Raw genomic sequence first — 21,267 nt, forward strand, 5'->3', positions numbered from 1 at the left:
TAGATTCACCTCCTTTCAGAAATTTTTTTGTAGGAATCGATACAAAATTACGCTGCGCATAAGCAGTTTAATGGAGGGATTGTAGGCTTGATTCGGGCTGATCCCTTGGCGGGCTTCTGCTAAGGCATCGTGTATGACAGGCATGTTGATGATCTGCTGCATTCGGGAATCGTGGGATACACGGTCCAGTTCTGCTAAAAACACAGGCCAGTCACTTAGCATTCGGTGGATTGAATCTGCTGCTTGAATCCCTCTTGTTCGATGGTTGAGACGGATGGAGTCAGGGAGCCAGCCTTTCGTAGAACGACGAATTAAAGCACGGTCCATCCCTTTCTGAACGAATTGCTCTATGGGAGTTGATAAACAGAAACGGATAACCCTTAGATCATTCGAGGGATCATGGCTCCATAAAGAGTAACGAAGAGAAAGTTTACAATTACTTGTACCGGTTGCGCTCCACATGTTGACCCTTTCGAAATGCACTCTTCTCGCTTCCAAAGGGTCGTCAGGCAGATCGTCTGTGGAGCCGATTCCCGTAAACGTAAGGTCATGGAGTTTCTCATAAATACCCACTCGTTTGGCGTAGTCGGAATTGATTAATTGTGGGAAATCGCCGGAAGCGATAGAAGAGCTTCGCTGTTTCAATACCGGGATAGCTTTACGACCGACAATGGAATATAGCCGTCTGCGACCCACACCGACGTTCCTGCTATATCGTTTAATTTCCTGCGTTAGCTGAAGCCACTTGAGGTTCTTCAGGAGTTTGGTGTAATATTCGATCGCAGGTCCCCAAGAGATGCTGTAATTTCCTCTGGCTCCGTTAAGCAGAATCCCGATATCTCGTTGTTCTGCATGCTCGAAAATGCCCCTAAGCCAAAACGAATTATCAAAAAACTTATATGGAGACTCCAGGATGTCAAGCCAATCATCGATTTCCGTGAAAGCACTTCTTCCGGAGAAGTCCAAATAGTGGTCGTTAATGTTCCCCACGAATTGTACCGTTTGCTTAATGAGAGGTCTCTCGTCTGCAAGCCTGTGCTTCGGCGTCCAATCCACAAATCCGGTTTCTGGCACGTAACTGAAGGTATGTAGCGAACGGTTTTCATGCTCTAACGCTCTGGCCGCAAAACTAACCACCGAACCTGAATCCAATCCTCCGCTAAGGTGAGCTCCGACATTTCGATTCGTTCGCCGAAGTCGTGCGGTAACGGCTTTGTTGAATACTTCCCGGAAAGCCTCTTCATACTCTTCTGATGATGCCAATTGCAAAGGAATGACATCCGAGAGGCTATGGTATCGGGTAACCGATACGTTATCATTCTTAATGATGATTTTATGAGATGGCGGTAGCTGAAGGATGTTGTTGTAAATCGTAGTGGATACGTCCGGCGGTTCAAAAACGCCATGGATCGCCAGAAACTCAGCCAACCATGTTTCATTGATCTCTTTATGTATGAAAGGTAATGAAAATAAAGGATTGATGGCCGTACAGAAGCAGATCTGCTGCTCATTATGATGGTAATAGAGCGTCCTCGCGCCTGAGAAGTCCCTGGCTCCGAAGAGGAGCTGCTTTCTCTCATCCCAAATGATGAAAGCAAAGTCCCCGACCAACCGTTCCGGCATTCGTTCGGACCATTTCTCATAAGCAAGGAGCAGAACTTCACTGTCTGTCATATGTTGCCTTGAATGATGCGGTACTTGCAATTGATCCATTAATTCATCGCGATTGTCGATAATGACATCAGCCGTTATGGCAAGCCCCCGGTTCAAATCGTAGGAAGGTAAACGTTCATGGACGGATTGCTCCGTAATCCACTGTGCATGACAACCCAACATGACGTGATTCATGTCCCATAACCTGCTTTGGTTGGCCGGGTATTGCCTCAAAGCCTCCATGATAAGTCCGCCGTGTTCCGACTGGACCGCTTCCCCATTAAAACGATAAATACCGGCAATAGCACTCATTTGAATTTCCTCCAATTGGACCAGAACAATCACTACTTGATACCTATTGTATCGTAGTCATTATATAACATGATACAATACGTATCAATGTTTTTTTTCTTCGTGTTTTGGATGATTGGAATTGGTTGAAATAACAAGATTAACGTTTCGTTTCTGCCTGGAGCTTTTACGGAACAGGATGAGGCAGCAAAAATAAGCCAAGAGAACACCGAAGGCGTCGTTAATCACATCATAAATCCGGCCACCCCGGAAGAAGAAGAGCTGGAGGATCTCCGTTAAGGCGGCGTAGATGATACATAAATAAAAAGCCGACTTATATTTACCGAAATTTGAAGCGAGCAGAGCGAGTATAAAGAAACCGATGAAATGACCTATTTTCCGCAAAATCCAGTCGTGGCTAGCCCATTGGAAATCAAGCCTTAACAACTCCGACCAATCAGGATTGGGATTAAGCTGAAAATCAATAATATGATATTGGATCAGCAGATTGAAGTTAACGGAGCAAGTGAAGATAAACAGGGCAAGAGCCCAGATAATCGTAAGAACGATGCGCATAGGAGAGCCTCTTTTCATAAAAGCGCTTCAATATTGGGTACATTCTTATAAATTGCAGGAACAGAAGTGGCCGTTGATACATAATGTATCTAACTAAGGTTGTATATTATAGCAGCTGTAGATTTATTTCAAGATTAATAATGGCCCGTTTTGATAAAGGAGTAAGGTTACTGTCTTAAGTGGCATCTTTGCTAAGCGTTTACGGAATAGTTTTTCCACTAGTTAGCAAGGAGGAGATCAGTATGGCGAAACAGCAAACGAATTATATGAAGATGAATGCATGGTCATCTACAGATCCGATACTTCCTGAAGAGTTAAGTTCCAATTTTATTATGTTGGATGAGGAAATGAAGAGTCATGGAATCAACGTTAAGTGGTTTGGGGCAGTCGGAGACGGGGAAGCTGATGATACCGCGGCTTTTCAGGCAGCTATGAGTGTGTGCGAAAAGCGTTATAAGATGTTTGTGCCGGCTGGTACCTATCGAATCAGGCAAACCATAGAGAATAACAGTCGAGGGATATTCGGCATCGCTCCTTATGTGGATAGTGGGGAAATGGGAACTAGAATCATTTGGGATCCGATAGACATGTCAACTGATCTGCTTCCTTGCATTAGAATACGCAGTTCCGGCGACAAGGCCGTTTTTGAGGATTTTGCGGTTACCGGTACTGCCGATTACAACTCCAGAAACCTTGCGGCCTGGGTGAATAAAGACCGATTTGACCAAAGCAGCTATAGCATGTTTGCTGTGGGAACCGCTGCAATAGAAGTAGCGGGCAAAGCAACACCTATTTTCAGAAATGTCAGAACCTCGGGAGTAAAAGTTGGTCAGCTGCTTAACAGCACAAATGGCCATGTTTATTCGTACGATTGCACCTGGAACGGATTAATAGGTGTGTACTGTCGAATAAATTCCGGAGATTATTTTTATCAGGGTGGAGGAGTATCTGGTGCGTTCTGTGGAATCATGCTAGGCACCTTGTTAAATGCAGGTCATCGCGGTGGTTTTGATGCCCACTTTCACCGGACGCACCTTGGCTTCTCGCCTTATGCCATCTATCAATGCATTGACAGCGGACTTGATGAGTACAATCAGGCCTCCTCTGTCCGAGGATTAAGCGGGATCTACACCAGCGCTCAGTTTGAACAATGTGGAGAAGCCGCTATCAAATTGCTGACGAAATCCGCAACCTCTAATTTGCGGATGTTTGGCTTTGGGTTCTCCTGGTCGGTGCCAACGTATTCCGGGAACTTGGGAAACTGGGAGTTTCCGTTACCGGATGAACTGAAAGTGCCCGGCGAGAAGCAGCAGTATGCGGCTTGGTTCGGGACGATTACGGCTCCTGTCACATTCAATGATGATCTTGGAGCGTTAAGAAAATCCTCTGCTTCCGGAGCTATCGGCTCGGCGTATATCGATACATTGACGGGTGACAAGGAGTCTGATCTGTGTGGTTTGGTCATCACGGATATGGTTATCCGAAGGAAAGTAACTCCTCTTTATAAAACAGTTGACTTACGAGCACGTATGGAAGAAAGAGAGCATCGAGCGCTTATGCCGGTTTCAGCGCCGAATTTGCTTTTGAATCCGGAGATGCTCTCCAATTGGACGGTGTCAAACGGCGGCTCTCTCAGTCTTGTCACGGCAGATCAGATACCGGTTCCCATTTCGAATGAGATGAAGCAGGTGATTGGTAACCAGCCTGTCATTTTGAGGGTAACGCCTGATGGAGTGCATTCTCCAAGCGTAAAAATTAAATTCAATGCTTCGGCCTTACCCTACCAGGGGGACGCGAACAGAAACCTTGCAATGCAATATTTCATAATGGAAACGGAATATGAAAGTGGTTCCCAATATAAGTCGATCGGACGCATTTCAGCTCAGAACGCAGAGTATATTTTTAACGATGCCGTGACATGGAGGACGAAGAGTTGGAAACATCATCGGGGGAGGGAAATGGCAAGTAAAACGGGATTGCTGCATGATTTCAGCATAGGGTTTATTCCGAAATCAGGCGAGACTTATATTGCAGGAGTTATGGTAACTTGGGATCATATCGGTTCCTATTCTCCGTATCCTCATAGCTATATAACCGATTCACTTGAAATCGGCGGATCCGGAAAAGGCATCATTTTAACAGATTCCGTAACCAATGCCAGGTATCGTCTCTCGATTGCCAATGGCAGTTTGCAAATTACGCAAGCATGATGTCAGGCCCTACTATATAGCAATGCCCCCAGGGAACAGCTCGTTGATAGTCTTATCAACGAGCTGTTTTTATTGGATGAGATGACAGCTGCCTTCAAGGTTGAAACCAAGGAATCTTAATAAATAGTAAGCGCTAACAATGAAATGTTCGTCTTTTCGTTGATACAATATGTGTCTTTATTCCTGAAAATACATGAAAATTAACCTTGACATGATACAAAGTGTATCGTAAATTATGGAATATAAATTGTATACGAATTGTATCAACCAAGCTTGAAGACAAGGATGTCATCTCACCCGAAAGGATTCCAATACAACCAATAAATAAATTCCGAATTAACAGGGGGCAGCGACGGCATGGAACTTAAACAGTATTTTCGAATTGTTCAGAAGAAATGGTGGTTAATCGCGGTTATTGTCATTATCGCAATGGCAGTTGCAGGTGTTAAAAGTTTCTATTTCACGACACCCATCTATGCAGCAAACGCTAAGCTTATTGTTAACCAATCGTCAGGAGATGGAGCAGCTACCCTGAATGCAAGTACCATCCAGACCAGTATATTCCTAATTAATTCTTATAAGGAGATTATCAAGTCATCCGCCGTTATGAACAAGGTGGTTGAGAAATATCCGGAACTGGGAGAGAGTCCTGCCCAACTGGCAGCGAAGATTTCCGTTACCTCCGCCAACAATTCGCAAGTCATGAACCTGGTATATCAGGATACTTCCTATACCAAGGCAGCGAAGGTTGTTAATGGTGTCTCAACCGTGTTCAAGGAGCAAATTCCGAACATCATGAATGTGGATAATATCACGATATTAAGCGAGGCAGATGTAACGGTTACTCCCGCCCCGATCAATTTTAACCCATTCATGAACATGCTGATCAGTTTTGTCGTTTCGCTCATACTGGCGATCGGATTTGTATTTCTTTTGGATTATCTTGACGATACGCTCGAGACCGAAGCCGAAATTGTGGAAATTATGAATGTTCCGGTACTTGCAGTGGTAGGTAAGGTTAGCAAAGGTGATCTGCGGAAATCCGCGAGAGTGAAAGCCGCTCAAAAACAAAAGGTAGGTGAGAATCAATATGCGACGCTCAATCAATGACATAAGTCTTGTTGTGTCCCATAACCCCAAATCGCAGGTTTCGGAAGTATATCGCCTCCTTCGAACGAAAATTCCGTTTTTCTCCAAAGATCAGGAATTAAAGACGGTTATGGTTACATCTTCCCAGCCCGGAGAAGGTAAAACCACAACAATAAGCAATCTGGCTGTTACATACGCGCAGGAAGGCAAGAAGGTGCTCCTGATTGATGCGGATATGCGTAAACCCTCATTACACCGTGTTTTCTCCCAATTGAATCATCAAGGTTTGAGTACACTACTGACGGGTCACGTTAGTATTCAGGATGCCATACAGGAGACAACGATTGATCATTTATCTCTTCTCCCTTCGGGCCCAGTCCCTGCTAATCCATCAGAATTAATTGATTCTTCGGGTATGCGGGAGTTATTGAGTCAATTGAAGGATCAATATGATGTCATTCTCGTTGATACGCCCTCCGTGCTTTCGGTGTCCGACAGCGTGATTGTAGGTTCTTTGTGTGATGGTGTCATTATGGTAGCTGCTGCTGGAAAGGTGAAAAAAGACCATCTCAAAAAGGCGAAGGAACAGCTGGATCATGTAAACGCTCGGATGCTCGGTATTGTTCTAAATCGGGTCATCTAGGCTTTGAATAATGGGCTGCTCACTTCATCATAGAAAGGCTGTCAAACCAGAATCAGAAGGTAATGTCTACTGCACCTATATCACTGTAGACACTCGGTCACGCTGTGGGTCTCCCAGGAGACCTTAGACATCATTGTCGAGGGTGTGACGTGAGGACGGGTTGAATGCCCTTATTAGAAGTATTAGTTATGTCCTTTTCAAACCGAAGAGGGCATAGCTAAGTCCTTCTGCTAAAAAGTCACTGTTTCGGGGATTTGTAACCATATTATAAATAGAGTTGGAGAGTGAATGGATGATGAAGAAAGTGAAAAAAGCAATTATCCCTGCAGCAGGGTTGGGTACGCGGTTCTTGCCTGCAACGAAGGCAATGCCGAAAGAAATGCTCCCGATAGTAGATAAGCCCACCATTCAATACATCGTGGAGGAAGCGGTAGCATCAGGGATCGAGGACATTATCATTGTGACGGGCAAAGGCAAACGAGCCATTGAAGACCATTTTGACCACGCCTTCGAGCTTGAGCATAACTTGTTCAGTAAGGGTAAATTCAATTTACTTGACGAAGTGCGTCGATCCTCTAATGTTGATATTCACTACATACGCCAGAAAGAAGCTCGAGGACTTGGGCATGCTGTATGGTGCGCCCGCAATTTCATTGGCAATGAGCCGTTCGCCGTGCTACTTGGGGATGATATTGTGCAATCCCAAACACCTTGCATTCAACAGTTGGCACAGCAGTTTGAACAGATGCAGAAATCTGTGATCGGGGTGCAAATCGTTCCTCACGAACAGACGCATCGTTACGGCATCGTCGCACCTCTGGAGAGAATGGACCGATTATATCAAGTGGATTATTTTGTCGAGAAACCACCAACTGGCCAAGCGCCATCTCGTCTGGCAATTATGGGCAGATACATATTAACCCCTGAAATTTTTGGGTTTCTGGAGAATCAAGAGGAGGGAGCCGGTGGAGAAATTCAGCTGACAGATGCGATACAAAGACTGAACGAGACCCAAGGCGTATATGCTTACGATTTTGAAGGGACACGGTATGATGTTGGCGAAAAACTTGGTTTTATAATGACTACCCTTGACTTTGCGTTGCAAAATGATGAGCTTCGCAAACCGCTGCTTCAAGGTATGGAGACGATTCTTGAGAGAGCACTTGAGCAAAATAAATCACTAATGAGGTGAACGAAAGATGTACCCCAGTCCGCAACGGAACGAAGCAGACGCTGTTTTAGAAGGGTCTTCGAAATATGCACAATATGCTGTGGAAGATCAAAAATCCAAAATCCTGTATTTGACGGTTAAGAGAGGGATGGACTTTGTTTTCGCGCTTTTTGGACTTGTTTTGCTATCGCCACTCTTTCTAGTCATATCTATACTTATAAAGCTTGAAGACCCAAAGGGGTCTATTTTTTTTTATCAAACTCGTATCGGAAAAAACGAAAGACCGTTTCGAATGTACAAGTTTCGCTCCATGGTGTCCAACGCAGAGGAGTTGCTTGATAAACTGCTTGAACAGAATGAAATTAATGGTGCCATGTTTAAGATGAGGGAAGATCCTCGGATTACGAAAATCGGGAAGTTTATTCGCAAGACGAGTATCGACGAGTTGCCGCAGCTATGGAATGTCGTTCGCGGAGAGATGTCATTGGTAGGTCCAAGGCCGGCATTGCCTAGAGAAGTAATGCAGTACAGCAGTTATGATAAGCTGCGATTGAAGGTAAGCCCGGGTTGTACGGGCTTGTGGCAGGTGAGTGGACGAAATAACTTAAGTTTTCATGAAATGCTGGCTTTGGATTTGGAATATATCGAACGCCGAGGAATTTGGCTGGATATGAAGGTCATGTTCCGAACAGTAAAAGTTATGATATTTCCGAATTCGGCCTATTAAAATGATGGAGTGTCTTGAGAATGAACATGATTAGCATCATCATTCCGACTTATAAACGGGTAGAAGCTCTTCATAAATGCCTGGAAGGAATTCAGCGGCAGACAAGGTATCCTGACGAAATCATTCTTATTATAAGAAATACGGATCATCAGACATTGCAGCATCTTTCCTTGATGAATATTAAGAACGTCAAAATGGTGCTCATTGAACAAACCGGTGTGATCGCTGCATTGAATGCCGGAACTCAGCAAAGCACTGGCACGATAGTGGTATTAACTGATGACGACACGGTTCCCCATGCCGATTGGCTTGAAAAGCTGGAACATCATTATCTGTCGAAACCTGATATTGGAGGTGTTGGGGGTAGGGACGTCGTGCATTTCCGGGGGACCCCTATTCCGGCCGGGAAAAGACAGGTTGGCATTATCAAACCCTACGGGCGAATCATCGGGAATCATCACGTAGGCATAGGAGAGGTGCGGGAAGTTGATATTCTGAAAGGCGCTAATATGAGTTTTCGAAGAGAGGCTATTCAAGGCTTGAGGTTTGACGAGAAATTGAAGGGAACAGGTGCTCAAGTCCATAACGAACTAGAGTTTAGTTTGGCCGTTAAGAAGAAGGGCTGGAAATTGATATATGATCCTCAGGTATGTGTGGATCATTTTCCGGCTGAACGATTTGACGAGGATCAGCGGAACGACTTCAATGAGACCGCCTTTATAAATGCGGTACATAATGAAACTTATTCGGTGTTAAAGCATGTGGGCATGATCAACCGGGCGCTATATTTATTTTGGGTGGTTACCGTAGGGAGCAAAGCTACACCTGGTGTCTTCCAATGTATACGACTATTACCCCTTCAAAAAAACATAGCGTTGAAAAAAGTAAGGTTGGCCTTTAAAGGCAGATGGGATGGTTGGAGAACATGGAGAGAATCTTTGGAATAAGTGGTACGCGAACCGCTATGGGACGATTGTTTTATCGCCTCTTAGTGCTGGCGTGTGTCATTGTTCTTGGAGCCATGGTTGGAATTGTTGGCTCAATCGGATCGCTCCATATAAGGCTCCTAGAATTTACGCTGCTTTTTCTTAGTGTGATGATGGCGCTGCACATTTACTTTAAACGCCACCATGCATTGGTGCCATACTCGCTCTTGATGTGGGTCATGAGCCCGGAAATGAGGCGACTGCTCGATTGGTCATTTCAGTCCTACACCAACACCTCCATTATCTCGCTAATTCCCTATTGCATAAGCCTGATTATGTTAATCCCGATTATCAAGAATATCAAGCAATTGGAAAGAAGAATTGGGCTACTCCTGAAAATCATGGGTGTTGCCCTGATCTATGGATTTGGTGTTGGGTTCCTAAAATATGGATTTTCATCCGTTTTTGATTTATTGAATTATGTTGTTCCATTCTTGGTTCTGGCTTACGTCAATGTATGCCGCTTCGATCAGGATGTCCGAGATAAATGGCTTAGAAGCTTGGGGTATCTTGCCGTTATCGTTGCCGCATATGGGATTTATCAATACCTGGCTCTTCCTCCCTGGGATAAATTTTGGATGATCAGCTCCGAGATGAAATCAATAGGCCTTCCAGAACCTCAAAAATTTCGCGTGTTTTCGTTGTTGAATTCGCCTGGGCCAGCGGGTGTGTTTCTTTCTCTGGCGCTTGCCGTCATGACGGTTCAAAAGAGATGGAGAGCGTTCGGAGTAGTTGGAATCTTGATCGTGGCTTTCGCCCTCCTCCTGACGCTGGTTCGTGTAGGTTGGATTGCTTATGCAGTTATGATTGTTGCCTACTTTATCCGTTCCCATCTAAAGAGCAAAATGAAACTGCTTATGCTGGGGATCGTCATTGTGCTTGCTTATCAGATTGTACTTCCTGTTCTGCCGGGTTCAAGTCAAGTGACTTCCCGGATCGATACATTTGGTTCCCTGGAAGATGATCACTCATTTAATGAGCGACTCCAATTTTCCACCCATATATTCTCGGCAGTTATGGCTAATCCCGTTGGAATGGGGCTTGGGAGCTCGGGACTTGGAGCGAAATTAACCCAAAATTCAGACACGCTGGTGGCGTTTGATAACGGGTACTTGAACATATTTTATACTTTTGGTTTGCCATTGGGGTTAGCGGTGGTTATTTTATTGGTTTATCTCTTTGTGTATCTCTATAAGTCGAGCAGGACCGAAAAGGTCTATTCCCCGCTTTCCTTTGCAGCCATCAGCGCAGTTCTATTTCTATTAATGGCAAGCAATATTTTGAGTGGATTTAGCGGGTATATTTTGTTGCTGATCATTTCGCTTGCATATGTGCCAACGTCCTCAAATCGGGAGGGAATATGAAATGTTAATCGTATTTTTAGGCGATTCCATTACACAGGGACTCGGTGTCAGTAGGTCTGGGAAGACTTATGCAAACCTATTACAGAAGAAACTGCAGTCCTTGAGTTCACAACCGATAGAAATCATGAATTTTGGAGCTAGTGCCATGCAGGTTCACGAAACCAGAATGAAGTACGAAGATAAATTGTTGGAATTACAACCTGATATTATCGTGTTTGCCCACGGAATTACAGAATCTATCGTGAGAGAGCACAAACATTATCTCAGGTTCATGCCGAAGAGGTGGAGAAAGCCCGGATGGATGGATCCGAGACCATACTATTCGACACGGAGGTCCAGAAGATGGCTGGAAATGTTGGAGTCTGGATTAAGGTGGAGATTAAAGGTTGCTCTTATTAAAGCTTTTGGCGGCAAGCCATGGATGCGTATAGACGATTTTAAACTGCACACAACGGGGTTTATTCTAAACATGCTTAATCGCAACAAACATACCAAAATCATATTTCTCGCTCCTGGAGATATTGAAGAGAAATACTTTCCGGGGTCTTCCGCTTCGATGCGGGAATATCGATTGGTATTAGAAGATATTTACGAAGACAGCAGGTCGACGAAACGAGTTTTTATGTGTGACTCCTCGAGACATCTCCATCGATGGAGCGATTATTTCAAAGATCGCTTTCATCCGAACGAGAAAGGCCATGAAAAAATTGCCGAGGCACTCATGGAGACTGTCGTCCAATATTCGCTATTGGAATATAACCAAGTTTTGAGAGAGGTAAGCCGATGAAGATCTGTTTCGTTACACACAAGGTGAAGAAAGGAGACGGACAGGGAAGAGTCAATTATGAGGTCATTACCGAAGCCGTGAAGGAAAGACATGACGTTATCATAATATCCTCAGAGTTATCAGAGGAGCTCAGAGCTCATCCGCAAATCACATGGGTAAAGATAGGAACAAGCTGGATTCCAACTATCCTGCTCAAGTATCAGTGGTTCGCATTGTACTCCGCGATCTGGATATGGACGCATCAGAGAGGAATAGATCTCGTTGTTGTGAATGGTTTTATTACTTACGCCCGCTCCGACATTAACTGCATTCATTTTGTTCATAGTGCATGGATAAGGTCTACGTATCATCCTTTCCGGGAGCAAAAAAATGCAAAAAGCTTGTACCAGTTCATTTATAACGGTCTAAATGCCTTATTGGAACGTCTTGCCCTACAGCAAACAAGGCAAATTGTAGCGGTATCGGAACAGGTCAAGGAGGAGCTGGTGCAGGATGCCCATATACAAGCACACCGTATCTCCGTGGTTTCCAACGGTGTTGACCTGAACGAATTCTACCCGCGAACAGTGAATCGAGCCGATTTTAACTTGGCAGTTGAGCGAACCTACGCGCTGTTTGCTGGGGATTTGAAGTCCAAACGAAAAAATTTGGATACGGTGTTGGCAGCCCTGGCCAATGTTGAGGATATCGAGCTCATCGTGCTTGGATACGTCGAGAAAAGTCCATATCCCCAGCTAGCACAAGAATTGGGAATTAGCGACCGTGTTCATTTCCTGGGATACCGGCAGGACGTAGCAGATATGATGTCCCTAGCAGATTTATTTATTTTTCCTTCGAGGTACGAGCCGTTTTCGCTCGTTATATTGGAGGCTATGGCCTCGGGATTGCCGGTAATCACAAGCAATCGCTGCGGAGCTGTTGAACTTCTGTCCAATCAATCTGCCGTCATCATCGAGGACCCTGACGATACCTCTGCATTAATACAGGCGCTTAGGGACCTAAGTTCTGACCGAGAGCTGCTGGAATTGATGGCACGGAAGGCAAGGGAGGACGCGCAAAGTAACTCCTGGGAGCTTATGTCCAGCAAATACATGCAGCTGTTTTATAAAACTTCGAATTTAAAATTCAAGACCGGTAACCAGGCCTGAAGGGATAAGAATGAATGGCTATCACTAATTTAATGAAACAAAGAAGGAATTGGGGCAGTTTAGGAAACGTTGTCCAAATATTTGCGTCCAACGTATTTATCCTTGGATTAAACGTGTTGACAGGGATAATAATCGCACGTTTCTTAGGCCCAGAGGGACGAGGGGAACAAGCTGCCATGATTATGTGGCCCAGATTCTTAGCTTACTCCTTAACGCTGGGGATTCCGGCTGCACTTGTGTATTACATGAAAAAAAAGGAAGGGAATCAGGGTTCTCTTTATGTAACGGCGTTGTACATGTGTGTACTGCTCGGTTGTGCTGCTATGGGAATCGGTGCCGTGATCATTCCGTACTGGATGAAAGGGTATTCCGACGAAGTGATTGAATTTGCAGTTTGGGCACTGGTCATGTCGCCCATTGCCATGATTGGAACGGTCAATACGGCGGCCCTGCAATCTAGAGAAGAGTACCATCTCTATAATTTCATGCGATACATTCCGGTACTTGGCACATTAATCTTGCTCTGCGTTCTTGTTGTAACGGGTCATGTTACGCCTTTCTTCACATCGGTTGCGTACCTCTTTCCAGTCATTCCGATTGCCGTATGGACAACGTATAAACTGATCTCTCATTACAAGATGAAGCAGAAGAACAAGATTGAATCTGGAAAAAAACTGCTTGGGTATGGGATCAGATCGTATGGGACGGATGTGGCAGGAACCTTTTCTGGATACATCGATCAGATTTTAGTCGTCGGCTTATTGTCTCCTAGCAGTTTGGGCTTATATGTCGTGTCCCTTAACCTAGCGAAGATGTTGAATACGATTCAGGGTGCCATTACCTCGGTCTTGTTCCCTAAGGCCTCGGGGCTTCAGCAGGCAGAGGCTCTGAGTTTGACTTTTAAGGTCACTCGAATCAGTACGGTCGTAACCTTTGTAGTAGGTGCAGTCGTTTACGTGGTCGCCCCTTATCTTCTGATTCTTTTGTACGGGAAATCGTTTTTGGAGGCTGTTACGGTTTTCCGAATTCTGATCTTTCAAACGGCCGTAACCAGCATATCGTGGATTCTTGCTCAAGGCTTTATGTCCATTGGTAAACCTGGATCGGTAACCATCATTCGTATCACTACGCTTGGAATGAATATTATATTAATGAATCTATTCATCCCACGTTTAGGAATTCAAGGCGCGGCGATATCCTTACTTGCAACATCATTGATAGAAATGACGGTTATTTTTCTGATCTATACCTTAAAGCATAAAGTTACTTTTCAACATTGGATCATTTCGAAAAACGATTTCCTTTGGCTGCTTGATCGTATACGTAAACAAAAAGCACGCAGCAGGGAATCTACGTAATAGCGGCAGACCATAAGGAGAGGTGATCATTTGAATATCTTGCATATTGCCAATCATATCAAACAATCGGGGAACGGAATTGTGAATGTTATGATCGACGTAGCATGCGAGCAGTCCATGCTGGGACATAAGGTAGCTGTGGCATCTGAGGGCGGCGAATATTTAGCTTTGTTGCGGCAACATAACATAGAGCATTATAACCTGGATCAGACAAGAAAGCCGATGCAAATGCTGCAGGCTTTTTTTCATTTTCAGAACATCGTCAGACGGTTCCAGCCGGATATTATTCACGCGCACATGATGACTGGGGCTTTGCTCTCACGGTATTCCAAAGGGTTCCGTAAATACAAGATCGTTACGCATGTTCATAATGAATTTCAGAAGAGCGCCGATTACATGAAAGTAGGTGATACGGTTATCGCAGTAAGTCAGGCGGTAGCCAAATCGATGGCCAATCGGGGGGTCAACGAAAGAAAACTTCGAGTTGTTCTTAACGGTACGATCGGAAGCAAGAGAAATCAACGAATGGAAGGGATCTCGCTCAAGGGGCGTGCCATTGTTACGGTTGCCGGGTTGAATGAACGCAAAGGCATAGCCGATCTTATCGAAGCGTTTAATATTGTCTCCGGGCAATGTCCGGAATCGGAATTGTATATTGTGGGGGACGGACCGGAGAAAGAACGATTCAAGACAATGGCTACGCAATCATCGAGCCGGAACAGAATTCACTTTGAGGGGTTTCAGACAGACCCCAAAAAATACATGAGTTCGTCTGAGGTATTCGTCTTGGCCTCCCATAAAGATCCGTTTCCGTTAGTGTTACTCGAGGCTAGGGAATCGGGCTGCGCCATCATCGCAACTGATGTAGATGGTATACCAGAGGCGCTGGATTTCGGCAATTCGGGGATGCTGGTACCACCAAAAACTCCGGATAAGCTGGCAGAGGCTATCTTAAACATGTTGAACGAAGAGGAACTCCGTGAAAAATACAAAAGATCTGCCAGGCAGGGGCTGGATTTTTATAAAGTGGAGCGTGTAGCGAAAGAGACGATAGAGATCTATGAGGATCTTCTGAGTGACAAATACCGAATGAGCAGTCGGAGAGAAGAAATGAATGGAATGGAATAAAATCGATTGAATAATTGGAGTGAATCCCGTGAAAGTAGCCATGATTGCAAATTCTAATCATAATATGAACTCGGGTGTATCAGGAACCAGATTGGCGATTGCGGAATCCTTAAGGAATCTAGGCGTGCACGTAGATACTTATTTCATGGACGACTTTAAAGTGTTTAACGGCGGAATCCTGGATAAAATCATCTTTCCATGGAAGCTGGCGTCGAAATTATCGAGCTGGAAAGATTACGACCTTCTGGATATTGCCTCCGGAGACAGCTGGGTACTATCATATTTCAAAAAACGCCCTGTTATCGTCTCAAGCAGTCATGGACTTGAACACTTGGCTCATAAAGAAATACTGGAAGAGAATCGGCTGGGCAATTTGTCGCTTAGCAAAAAATATTTTATTTACTGGGGCGGGTACCGGATTTGGGAGGTATCGAAATCATTTAGAAGATCGGACTTTTCGATTGTTCTTAATTCCGAAGATAAAATTTTCGTACAGAATCAACTAGGGAAAGAAACGTTCAAAATCAGCGCTATTTTTAACGGGATACCAAGTTATTTGTTAAATCTGCCGCTCGATGATATGGAGATAGAGAACATGCCGGTGATCCGAATTGCCCAGGTAGGCAGTTACATTCATAGGAAGGGTATTTCTTACAGTACCAAGGCCCTAAATGCTATTCTTGGCAAGTTTCCTCAAGTTGAGGTGGCCTTTATGGGAACAGGGTGCGAGAAGGAAGTCGTGCTATCCGATTTCGACGAGGGAGTAAGGGAAAGGGTTAAGGTAATCCCTTCATACAAACACAGTGAGTTACCCAGCATGTTAAAAGGATATCATATTAAGCTATTTCCAACGCTATCGGAAGGATTTGGGAAAACGTTGATCGAATGCATGGCGTGCGGCCTTGCTCCAATCACGACGGACACGGCAGGTCCGGCCGATATTGTGACGGATGGCATGGATGCTCTTGTCATACCGAAGCGAAACGTTGACGAAATGATTCTTGCTCTAGAGAAGTTGATTCAGGATCCGGTATTATTGCGGCACCTTAGCCACAATGCATACCGTACGGCACAGGTATTTACTTGGGATAATGCAGCGAGAAACCGGCTGGAATGTTATCAGAAAGCAATTCAACATTTAAAGAAATAAGGCTTAGCTGTGGTGTAGTTGTTACCATATCTTTAGCGCAACGTTTTATTAATTCATTTTAAGAAAAGAGAGATACCATGAATGTGCTTTCAACCGGAATGGGATGGATCGATATCCAGCACGGAGGTTTAAACCGTTATTTTGCAGATTACACCAAAGCCATGAAAGAATTTGGACATTCTGAACTGGGCTTTGTCGTCGCTCCTAAAGGAGTGGAGCTGCCTTCAGACCGGAACATCAATAACGCAACCCACGAGCTTCGCCTCAACCACTTCCTTCCACGTATGAAATCGGTGCAGAAGCATGCGGTTCAAGCGGTCCGAAGCTTTCGTCCGGATGTATTTAATCCACACTTTGCGTTTTACACAACCATGGTTACAAGAAACCATATCCCTGCGCATATTCCCATTGTCACACACTTCCATGGACCATGGGCCATGGAATCCAGAGTAGAGGAAAAGTCAACTGCGGGTGCAATAAAAAATACAAAGTATTGGATCAAAAAGCAAGTGGAGCAATTGACCTACCGCCGTTCCGATAGTTTCATCGTACTTAGTGAATATTTTCGTGATGTATTGACCGAAACCTACGGCGTAGATGAGCGGAAAATACATATCATACCCGGTGCAGTGGATCATAATCGCTTTCGGCCGCATCCAGATCGTAATGAATTAAGACTGCGATTAGGCATCGCCCCCTACCAACCTATACTCTTCTGTATCAGGAGATTGGTTCGCAGGATGGGGATCGACCGACTGATTTATGCCATGGTAGATGTGGTTCGAGTATTCCCTGAGGTCCGATTGTTCATCGGTGGAGACGGACCGATGCGGGCGGAGTATGAAGCGCTAATCCTTCGGCTTGGGCTTTCTCCTAATGTGAAACTGCTTGGCAGAATTTCAAATGAGGAGCTTGTTGAATACTATCAGGCTGCGGATATCAGTTTAGTGCCGACACTCACGTTAGAGGGGTTCGGTCTTATTACCGTTGAGTCTCTTGCCTGTGGCACGCCGGTACTGGGAACCCCTTATGGGGGAACGAAGGAAATTTTGCATCAAGTATCGGATGATTTAATGTTTGAAGACGGTACTGCTGAATCGATAAGCAAGAAAATCATTGATGTGCTGAATAAAGATTCATTCCTTCCTTCACGGGAAGCGTGCAGGGAACATGTATTGAATCGGTACACATGGAGTCGAGTGGCAGAAGCGGTGACCGCTGTATTCACGGAGGAAGTTGAGAAAAGAAAGGTATTCAGAACATGAAAATCGCCTTTTATAACCATACAAGCACGGTAAGTGGTGCGGAGATCAGTCTGTTGTTAACTGCAAAATATGTAACGGAGGCACATCCGATTATATTTGCCCCCGAAGGGGAACTGCTGCAGAAGGCACGCAATCAAGGAATCGAGGTTGTTGCTCTACCCAGTTATCGGGCGCGAATGACCAGAAATCCATTTCTGCTTGTTGTCTATGTGATGGGGATGCTGTGGGCAGGATGGAAGCTTGCTCTTCTCATGAAAAAAAGCCAAGTGGATCTCATCCATGCGAATTCCATCCGAGCAGGTATTATGGCTGGACTATTCAGATGGTACCATCGTCTACCCGTTGTGTGGCATATTCGAGACATGCCTCCCCACGGTTATATAGGCAATTTAATCAAAAGACTCGCAGGGAGTACAGCTAAAGCGCTGATCTGTATTTCAGAATCTGTCTTGCAAAGTATGGAGTATCCTTCCGTAGCTAAGCGGTGCCACCTTGTACATAACGGTGTGGAGCTAAAGAGCTTTCATGACGAAGAGAAACAGAGGATTAAAGAGCATATCCGTTCGGAATTACAAACACCACAGGAAGCACAGGTGCTGGCCATCATCGGTCAAATTGCTCCCTGGAAGAGACAAGAAGATGCCATAGAAGCATTCGTCAGTCTTATTCGTGAAGAACGGAATGCGGTTTTATGGATCGTTGGGGAAGCCAAGTTCAGGCAAGAGAACGAACGTTATCTGGTCAGATTGCAAGAGATGGTTAAAGCTTTTGGCCTTGAAGACAAAGTCATATTCACCGGATTCCGGGAAGATGTATTGGAGATCTGCTGTGCTGCAGATCTCCTTTTATTATGTTCGGACCATGAACCTTTCGGCAGAGTCATCATTGAAGCCATGTCACAAGGCACTCCGGTTGTGGGAACCAGAGGCGGTGGTGTACCTGAGATTATTGATCATGGGGTGAACGGGTTCATGTATGAAATCGGAAATACAGATGAACTCGTACAGTATATCCGTCAGGTGCTCGATGATAAGGCTGTATGGTCTTTACTTAGTCAAAATGGGCAGGAAAGAGTAAGGGACATGTTCTCCATTAAGCAGACATCTCATAATGTTCAACAGATCTATAAGGAGCTATTGGCGAGACCCGGCGTCGAATCGATAGAGCGTCAGCGGGCAAAGGAGATTGTATAATGCGGAATTTGAAAGTGGCTATCGTACATGATTACCTCAATCAGATGGGAGGAGCCGAACGGGTTGTGGCTGTATTCCACAAGATGTTTCCCGATGCTCCAATTTATACGACGATCGTCGATGAGAATAAACTGCTTCCCGAATTGAAGGATGCAGTCATTTATACCACATGGATGCAGCGCATACCTGGGATATTGAGCAAATTCAAACTGTTTTTCTGGCTGTATCCTTTTGCTGTTCGATCCATGAACGTAAAAGGCTACGATCTTATTCTAAGCTCCAGCAGTGCTTATGCGAAAGGTGTGAGGAAGGGAAATCAGAGTGTGCACGTATGTTATTGCCATGCTCCCATGCGCTTTGCGTGGAATTTTGAAGCCTATATGGATAGCGTGCAAGTGCCGAATCTCGTGAAGCGGATTGCTAAATGGTTCACCTTACCCCTTCAAGCATGGGATAAGGACAACTCCAAGCAGGTGGATTACCTTATTGCCAACTCCACCATCGTAAAACAGAGAATCAGGCAATGGTATGGAATAAATGCCTCTGTTATATTTCCCCCCGTAGAAATTAGTCGGTTTAGCATCGATGAAGAGAAGCCGGAGGATTATTTCCTCGTTGTCTCCAGACTAGTATCTTACAAAAAAATTGACCTCGCCGTAGAGGCCTGCACTCGTCTGGGCCGGCGGCTGCTCGTCGTTGGAGATGGACCGGATCGACAGAGGCTTGAGCAGTTAGCAGGTGATACCATTACTTTTCTCGGCAGAAAAAGTGATGAAGAGGTTGTCCGCTATATGCAGCATTGCCAAGCGCTTATCTTTCCGGGGATTGAGGATTTTGGGATTACACCGCTTGAAGTGAATGCATGCGGTCGCCCGATCATTGCGTACCGTGAAGGCGGAGCTTTGGACACGGTCGTAGCGGAGAGGACCGGACTGTTTTTTGACAAACAATCGATAGACTCGCTTTCCGAAACGATTAGGCGCTTTGACCAATATGATTGGGATTCGGAATGTATTCGGGAGCATGCTGAGAAATTTAGCGAGGATGTATTTGTAAAACGACTGCAGTCTAGCATTGATGGCCTGATCAGGGCAAGAGAGATCAACGCTAAGCTTATGGAAGTGGAAGGGAGCTATTAATCATGCATATTGTTCTATTGTCTGGGGGCAGCGGCAACCGATTATGGCCATTGTCCAATGAGACACGTTCCAAGCAATTTCTGAAGATATTAGACGGGGAGTCAGGACGACGCCAGTCGATGGTTCAGAGAGTATGGGATCAGTTAGGACAAATGGACCTTCAGCAATCCACGATTGTGGCAACCGGGAAATCCCAGGTAGAACTACTCCAAAATCAGCTTGGTTATGAGGTAGAAATTATCGTAGAACCGGAACGGAGAGATACTTTTCCGGCGATTGCTTTATCAGCGGGATATTTATATTCCATTAAAGGTATCAGTCTCAATGAGGTTGTGATCGTACTTCCGGTTGATCCGTTTGTCGAGGATCATTTCTTCGAGAAGGTAAAGGAATTAGAGGCGTTAATGCTGGAAAGCGGCGCTGATCTCGGGTTGATGGGGGTATCGCCTGATCATCCATCCTCGAAGTTTGGTTACATCGTCCCTCAGTCGGCATCGAATTTAGAGAATGGGACGGAATTCTTCAAGGTGAGCCACTTTGTAGAAAAACCTGAAGAAGAGCATGCGCTTCGGCTGATAGAACAAACAGCGTTTTGGAACTGCGGCGTGTTCGCTTTTCGGCTTGAGTATCTCATTCATTATCTGATAGAGAAATCGCTTCCTATTCAATATGATGAATTGCTTCAGCAATATCGCCGTATAAACAAAACAAGCTTTGATTATGCCGTGGTTGAGAAAGCGCAAAACATCGTTGTTATGCCTTATAAAGGAATGTGGAAGGATTTAGGAACTTGGGATGCATTGACCGAAGAAATTCATACCCCTTTGATTGGAAAAGGAACCTTAACCGACGATTCCTCCAATACACATGTCATCAATGAGTTGGATATTCCCATAACGGTCATCGGAGCGCCTAATTTGATTGTTGCTGCTAGTCCCGACGGTATCCTGGTCTCTGAGAAGAGCGCCAGTATGCGGATAAAGGAAGTCCTCCAATTCGGAGACCAGCGGCCTATGTATGAAGAGCGTCGCTGGGGACGATATCGCGTGCTCGACTATACCAAGTATCCAAACGGCAATGAAGTATTGACAAAACGGATATGCATTTTAGAAGGGAAGAATTTAAGTTACCAATATCATTTGCTGCGCAGCGAAGTATGGACGGTGATATCCGGTCAAGGCGAAATGATATTGGACGGCAACGTTCGAATGATTGGTAAGGGGGATGTTGTTGTCATCTCGGCTGAAGCAAGGCATAGTCTACGCGCTATCACCGATATCGAAATCATTGAGGTGCAAACCGGCAGCGAATTGATTGAGGAAGATATTGTAAGATTGGCGATGAATTGGGATGAAATCAAGATAAGTGTTTTAACTTCATAAAGGATGG

At 44.9% G+C, this 21,267-nt stretch carries 18 protein-coding genes; 16 read left to right on the forward strand and 2 right to left on the reverse strand.

The annotated features are described in order from the left end of the window. Positions 1-15: 15 nt before the first annotated feature. On the reverse strand, positions 16-1,965 hold the full coding sequence (locus J7E85_RS25495) for an asparagine synthase-related protein (RefSeq protein ID WP_215162810.1): 1,950 nt from the start codon (positions 1,963-1,965) through the stop codon (positions 16-18). Positions 1,966-2,049: 84 nt separating this feature from the next. Beyond that, positions 2,050-2,520, reverse strand: a complete 471-nt coding sequence (locus J7E85_RS25500; protein WP_215162811.1) for a VanZ family protein — start codon at positions 2,518-2,520, stop codon at positions 2,050-2,052. Positions 2,521-2,762: 242 nt separating this feature from the next. Here J7E85_RS25500 and J7E85_RS25505 point away from each other — a divergent pair, with 242 nt between their 5' ends. The 16 genes from J7E85_RS25505 to J7E85_RS25580 all read left to right on the forward strand — a co-directional run bounded on the left by J7E85_RS25505 (position 2,763) and on the right by J7E85_RS25580 (position 21,260). Next, entirely contained in the window at positions 2,763-4,730 is a 1,968-nt protein-coding gene (locus J7E85_RS25505) for a glycoside hydrolase family 55 protein (protein WP_215162812.1), read from the forward strand. Between the two features lie 357 nt (positions 4,731-5,087). Then, on the forward strand, positions 5,088-5,840 hold the full coding sequence (locus J7E85_RS25510) for a YveK family protein (protein ID WP_215162813.1): 753 nt from the start codon (positions 5,088-5,090) through the stop codon (positions 5,838-5,840). After that, entirely contained in the window at positions 5,821-6,462 is a 642-nt protein-coding gene (locus tag J7E85_RS25515) for a CpsD/CapB family tyrosine-protein kinase (protein WP_215162814.1), read from the forward strand. Before J7E85_RS25510 ends, J7E85_RS25515 begins: the two co-directional genes overlap by 20 nt. A 292-nt stretch (positions 6,463-6,754) precedes the next feature. Continuing rightward, positions 6,755-7,654 carry a UTP--glucose-1-phosphate uridylyltransferase GalU gene (galU, locus tag J7E85_RS25520; protein ID WP_430204366.1) on the forward strand — a complete coding sequence of 300 codons (900 nt, stop codon included), beginning with the start codon at positions 6,755-6,757 and terminating at the stop codon, positions 7,652-7,654. Positions 7,655-7,661: 7 nt separating this feature from the next. Next, complete coding sequence (locus J7E85_RS25525) at positions 7,662-8,360, forward strand: sugar transferase (protein WP_215162815.1); 699 nt, start codon at positions 7,662-7,664, stop codon at positions 8,358-8,360. 20 nt (positions 8,361-8,380) lie between these two features. Beyond that, the gene (locus J7E85_RS25530) at positions 8,381-9,307 is read left to right on the forward strand and encodes a glycosyltransferase family 2 protein (protein ID WP_251036043.1); all 927 of its coding nucleotides are present in this window, start codon (positions 8,381-8,383) and stop codon (positions 9,305-9,307) included. Beyond that, positions 9,286-10,710, forward strand: a complete 1,425-nt coding sequence (locus J7E85_RS25535; RefSeq protein WP_215162816.1) for an O-antigen ligase family protein — start codon at positions 9,286-9,288, stop codon at positions 10,708-10,710. Before J7E85_RS25530 ends, J7E85_RS25535 begins: the two co-directional genes overlap by 22 nt. 1 nt (position 10,711) lies before the next feature. Beyond that, positions 10,712-11,497, forward strand: coding sequence for an SGNH/GDSL hydrolase family protein (locus tag J7E85_RS25540; RefSeq protein WP_215162817.1), 786 nt, complete (start codon positions 10,712-10,714; stop codon positions 11,495-11,497). Next, entirely contained in the window at positions 11,494-12,645 is a 1,152-nt protein-coding gene (locus J7E85_RS25545; RefSeq protein ID WP_215162818.1) for a glycosyltransferase family 4 protein, read from the forward strand. The genes J7E85_RS25540 and J7E85_RS25545 overlap by 4 nt, the downstream gene beginning before the upstream one ends. Positions 12,646-12,677: 32 nt before the next feature. Further along, positions 12,678-14,003: a lipopolysaccharide biosynthesis protein gene (locus tag J7E85_RS25550; protein ID WP_215162819.1), complete on the forward strand. Its 1,326-nt coding sequence runs from the start codon at positions 12,678-12,680 to the stop codon at positions 14,001-14,003. Positions 14,004-14,033: 30 nt separating this feature from the next. Then, a complete protein-coding gene (locus J7E85_RS25555) occupies positions 14,034-15,131 on the forward strand; it encodes a glycosyltransferase family 4 protein (protein ID WP_215162820.1) in 1,098 nt (365 codons plus the stop codon). Between the two features lie 28 nt (positions 15,132-15,159). Next, entirely contained in the window at positions 15,160-16,281 is a 1,122-nt protein-coding gene (locus J7E85_RS34945; RefSeq protein WP_215162821.1) for a glycosyltransferase family 4 protein, read from the forward strand. Between the two features lie 77 nt (positions 16,282-16,358). Next, the gene (locus J7E85_RS25565; RefSeq protein WP_215162822.1) at positions 16,359-17,546 is read left to right on the forward strand and encodes a glycosyltransferase family 4 protein; all 1,188 of its coding nucleotides are present in this window, start codon (positions 16,359-16,361) and stop codon (positions 17,544-17,546) included. Beyond that, positions 17,543-18,739, forward strand: a complete 1,197-nt coding sequence (locus J7E85_RS25570; protein WP_215162823.1) for a glycosyltransferase family 4 protein — start codon at positions 17,543-17,545, stop codon at positions 18,737-18,739. The genes J7E85_RS25565 and J7E85_RS25570 overlap by 4 nt, the downstream gene beginning before the upstream one ends. After that, entirely contained in the window at positions 18,739-19,878 is a 1,140-nt protein-coding gene (locus J7E85_RS25575; protein ID WP_215162824.1) for a glycosyltransferase, read from the forward strand. Before J7E85_RS25570 ends, J7E85_RS25575 begins: the two co-directional genes overlap by 1 nt. Before the next feature lie 2 nt (positions 19,879-19,880). Further along, positions 19,881-21,260 (forward strand): sugar phosphate nucleotidyltransferase, encoded by a 1,380-nt coding sequence (locus J7E85_RS25580; protein WP_215162825.1) that lies wholly within the window; start codon positions 19,881-19,883, stop codon positions 21,258-21,260. Positions 21,261-21,267 lie beyond the last annotated feature (7 nt).

Source organism: Paenibacillus sp. ISL-20, assembly GCF_018613005.1.
Lineage (GTDB): Bacteria > Bacillota > Bacilli > Paenibacillales > Paenibacillaceae > Paenibacillus_AQ.

What these genes read in the sequence shown, in the direction of transcription:
- J7E85_RS25495 (WP_215162810.1), bottom strand. Translation starts at nt 1,965, where the DNA reads ATGAGTGCTATTGCCGGTATTTATCGTTTTAATGGGGAAGCGGTCCAG.
- J7E85_RS25500 (WP_215162811.1), bottom strand. Translation starts at nt 2,520, where the DNA reads ATGCGCATCGTTCTTACGATTATCTGGGCTCTTGCCCTGTTTATCTTC.
- J7E85_RS25505 (WP_215162812.1), top strand. Translation starts at nt 2,763, where the DNA reads ATGGCGAAACAGCAAACGAATTATATGAAGATGAATGCATGGTCATCT.
- J7E85_RS25510 (WP_215162813.1), top strand. Translation starts at nt 5,088, where the DNA reads ATGGAACTTAAACAGTATTTTCGAATTGTTCAGAAGAAATGGTGGTTA.
- J7E85_RS25515 (WP_215162814.1), top strand. Translation starts at nt 5,821, where the DNA reads ATGCGACGCTCAATCAATGACATAAGTCTTGTTGTGTCCCATAACCCC.
- galU (WP_430204366.1), top strand. Translation starts at nt 6,755, where the DNA reads ATGATGAAGAAAGTGAAAAAAGCAATTATCCCTGCAGCAGGGTTGGGT.
- J7E85_RS25525 (WP_215162815.1), top strand. Translation starts at nt 7,662, where the DNA reads ATGTACCCCAGTCCGCAACGGAACGAAGCAGACGCTGTTTTAGAAGGG.
- J7E85_RS25530 (WP_251036043.1), top strand. Translation starts at nt 8,381, where the DNA reads ATGAACATGATTAGCATCATCATTCCGACTTATAAACGGGTAGAAGCT.
- J7E85_RS25535 (WP_215162816.1), top strand. Translation starts at nt 9,286, where the DNA reads ATGGAGAGAATCTTTGGAATAAGTGGTACGCGAACCGCTATGGGACGA.
- J7E85_RS25540 (WP_215162817.1), top strand. Translation starts at nt 10,712, where the DNA reads ATGTTAATCGTATTTTTAGGCGATTCCATTACACAGGGACTCGGTGTC.
- J7E85_RS25545 (WP_215162818.1), top strand. Translation starts at nt 11,494, where the DNA reads ATGAAGATCTGTTTCGTTACACACAAGGTGAAGAAAGGAGACGGACAG.
- J7E85_RS25550 (WP_215162819.1), top strand. Translation starts at nt 12,678, where the DNA reads ATGAAACAAAGAAGGAATTGGGGCAGTTTAGGAAACGTTGTCCAAATA.
- J7E85_RS25565 (WP_215162822.1), top strand. Translation starts at nt 16,359, where the DNA reads ATGAATGTGCTTTCAACCGGAATGGGATGGATCGATATCCAGCACGGA.
- J7E85_RS25570 (WP_215162823.1), top strand. Translation starts at nt 17,543, where the DNA reads ATGAAAATCGCCTTTTATAACCATACAAGCACGGTAAGTGGTGCGGAG.
- J7E85_RS25575 (WP_215162824.1), top strand. Translation starts at nt 18,739, where the DNA reads ATGCGGAATTTGAAAGTGGCTATCGTACATGATTACCTCAATCAGATG.
- J7E85_RS25580 (WP_215162825.1), top strand. Translation starts at nt 19,881, where the DNA reads ATGCATATTGTTCTATTGTCTGGGGGCAGCGGCAACCGATTATGGCCA.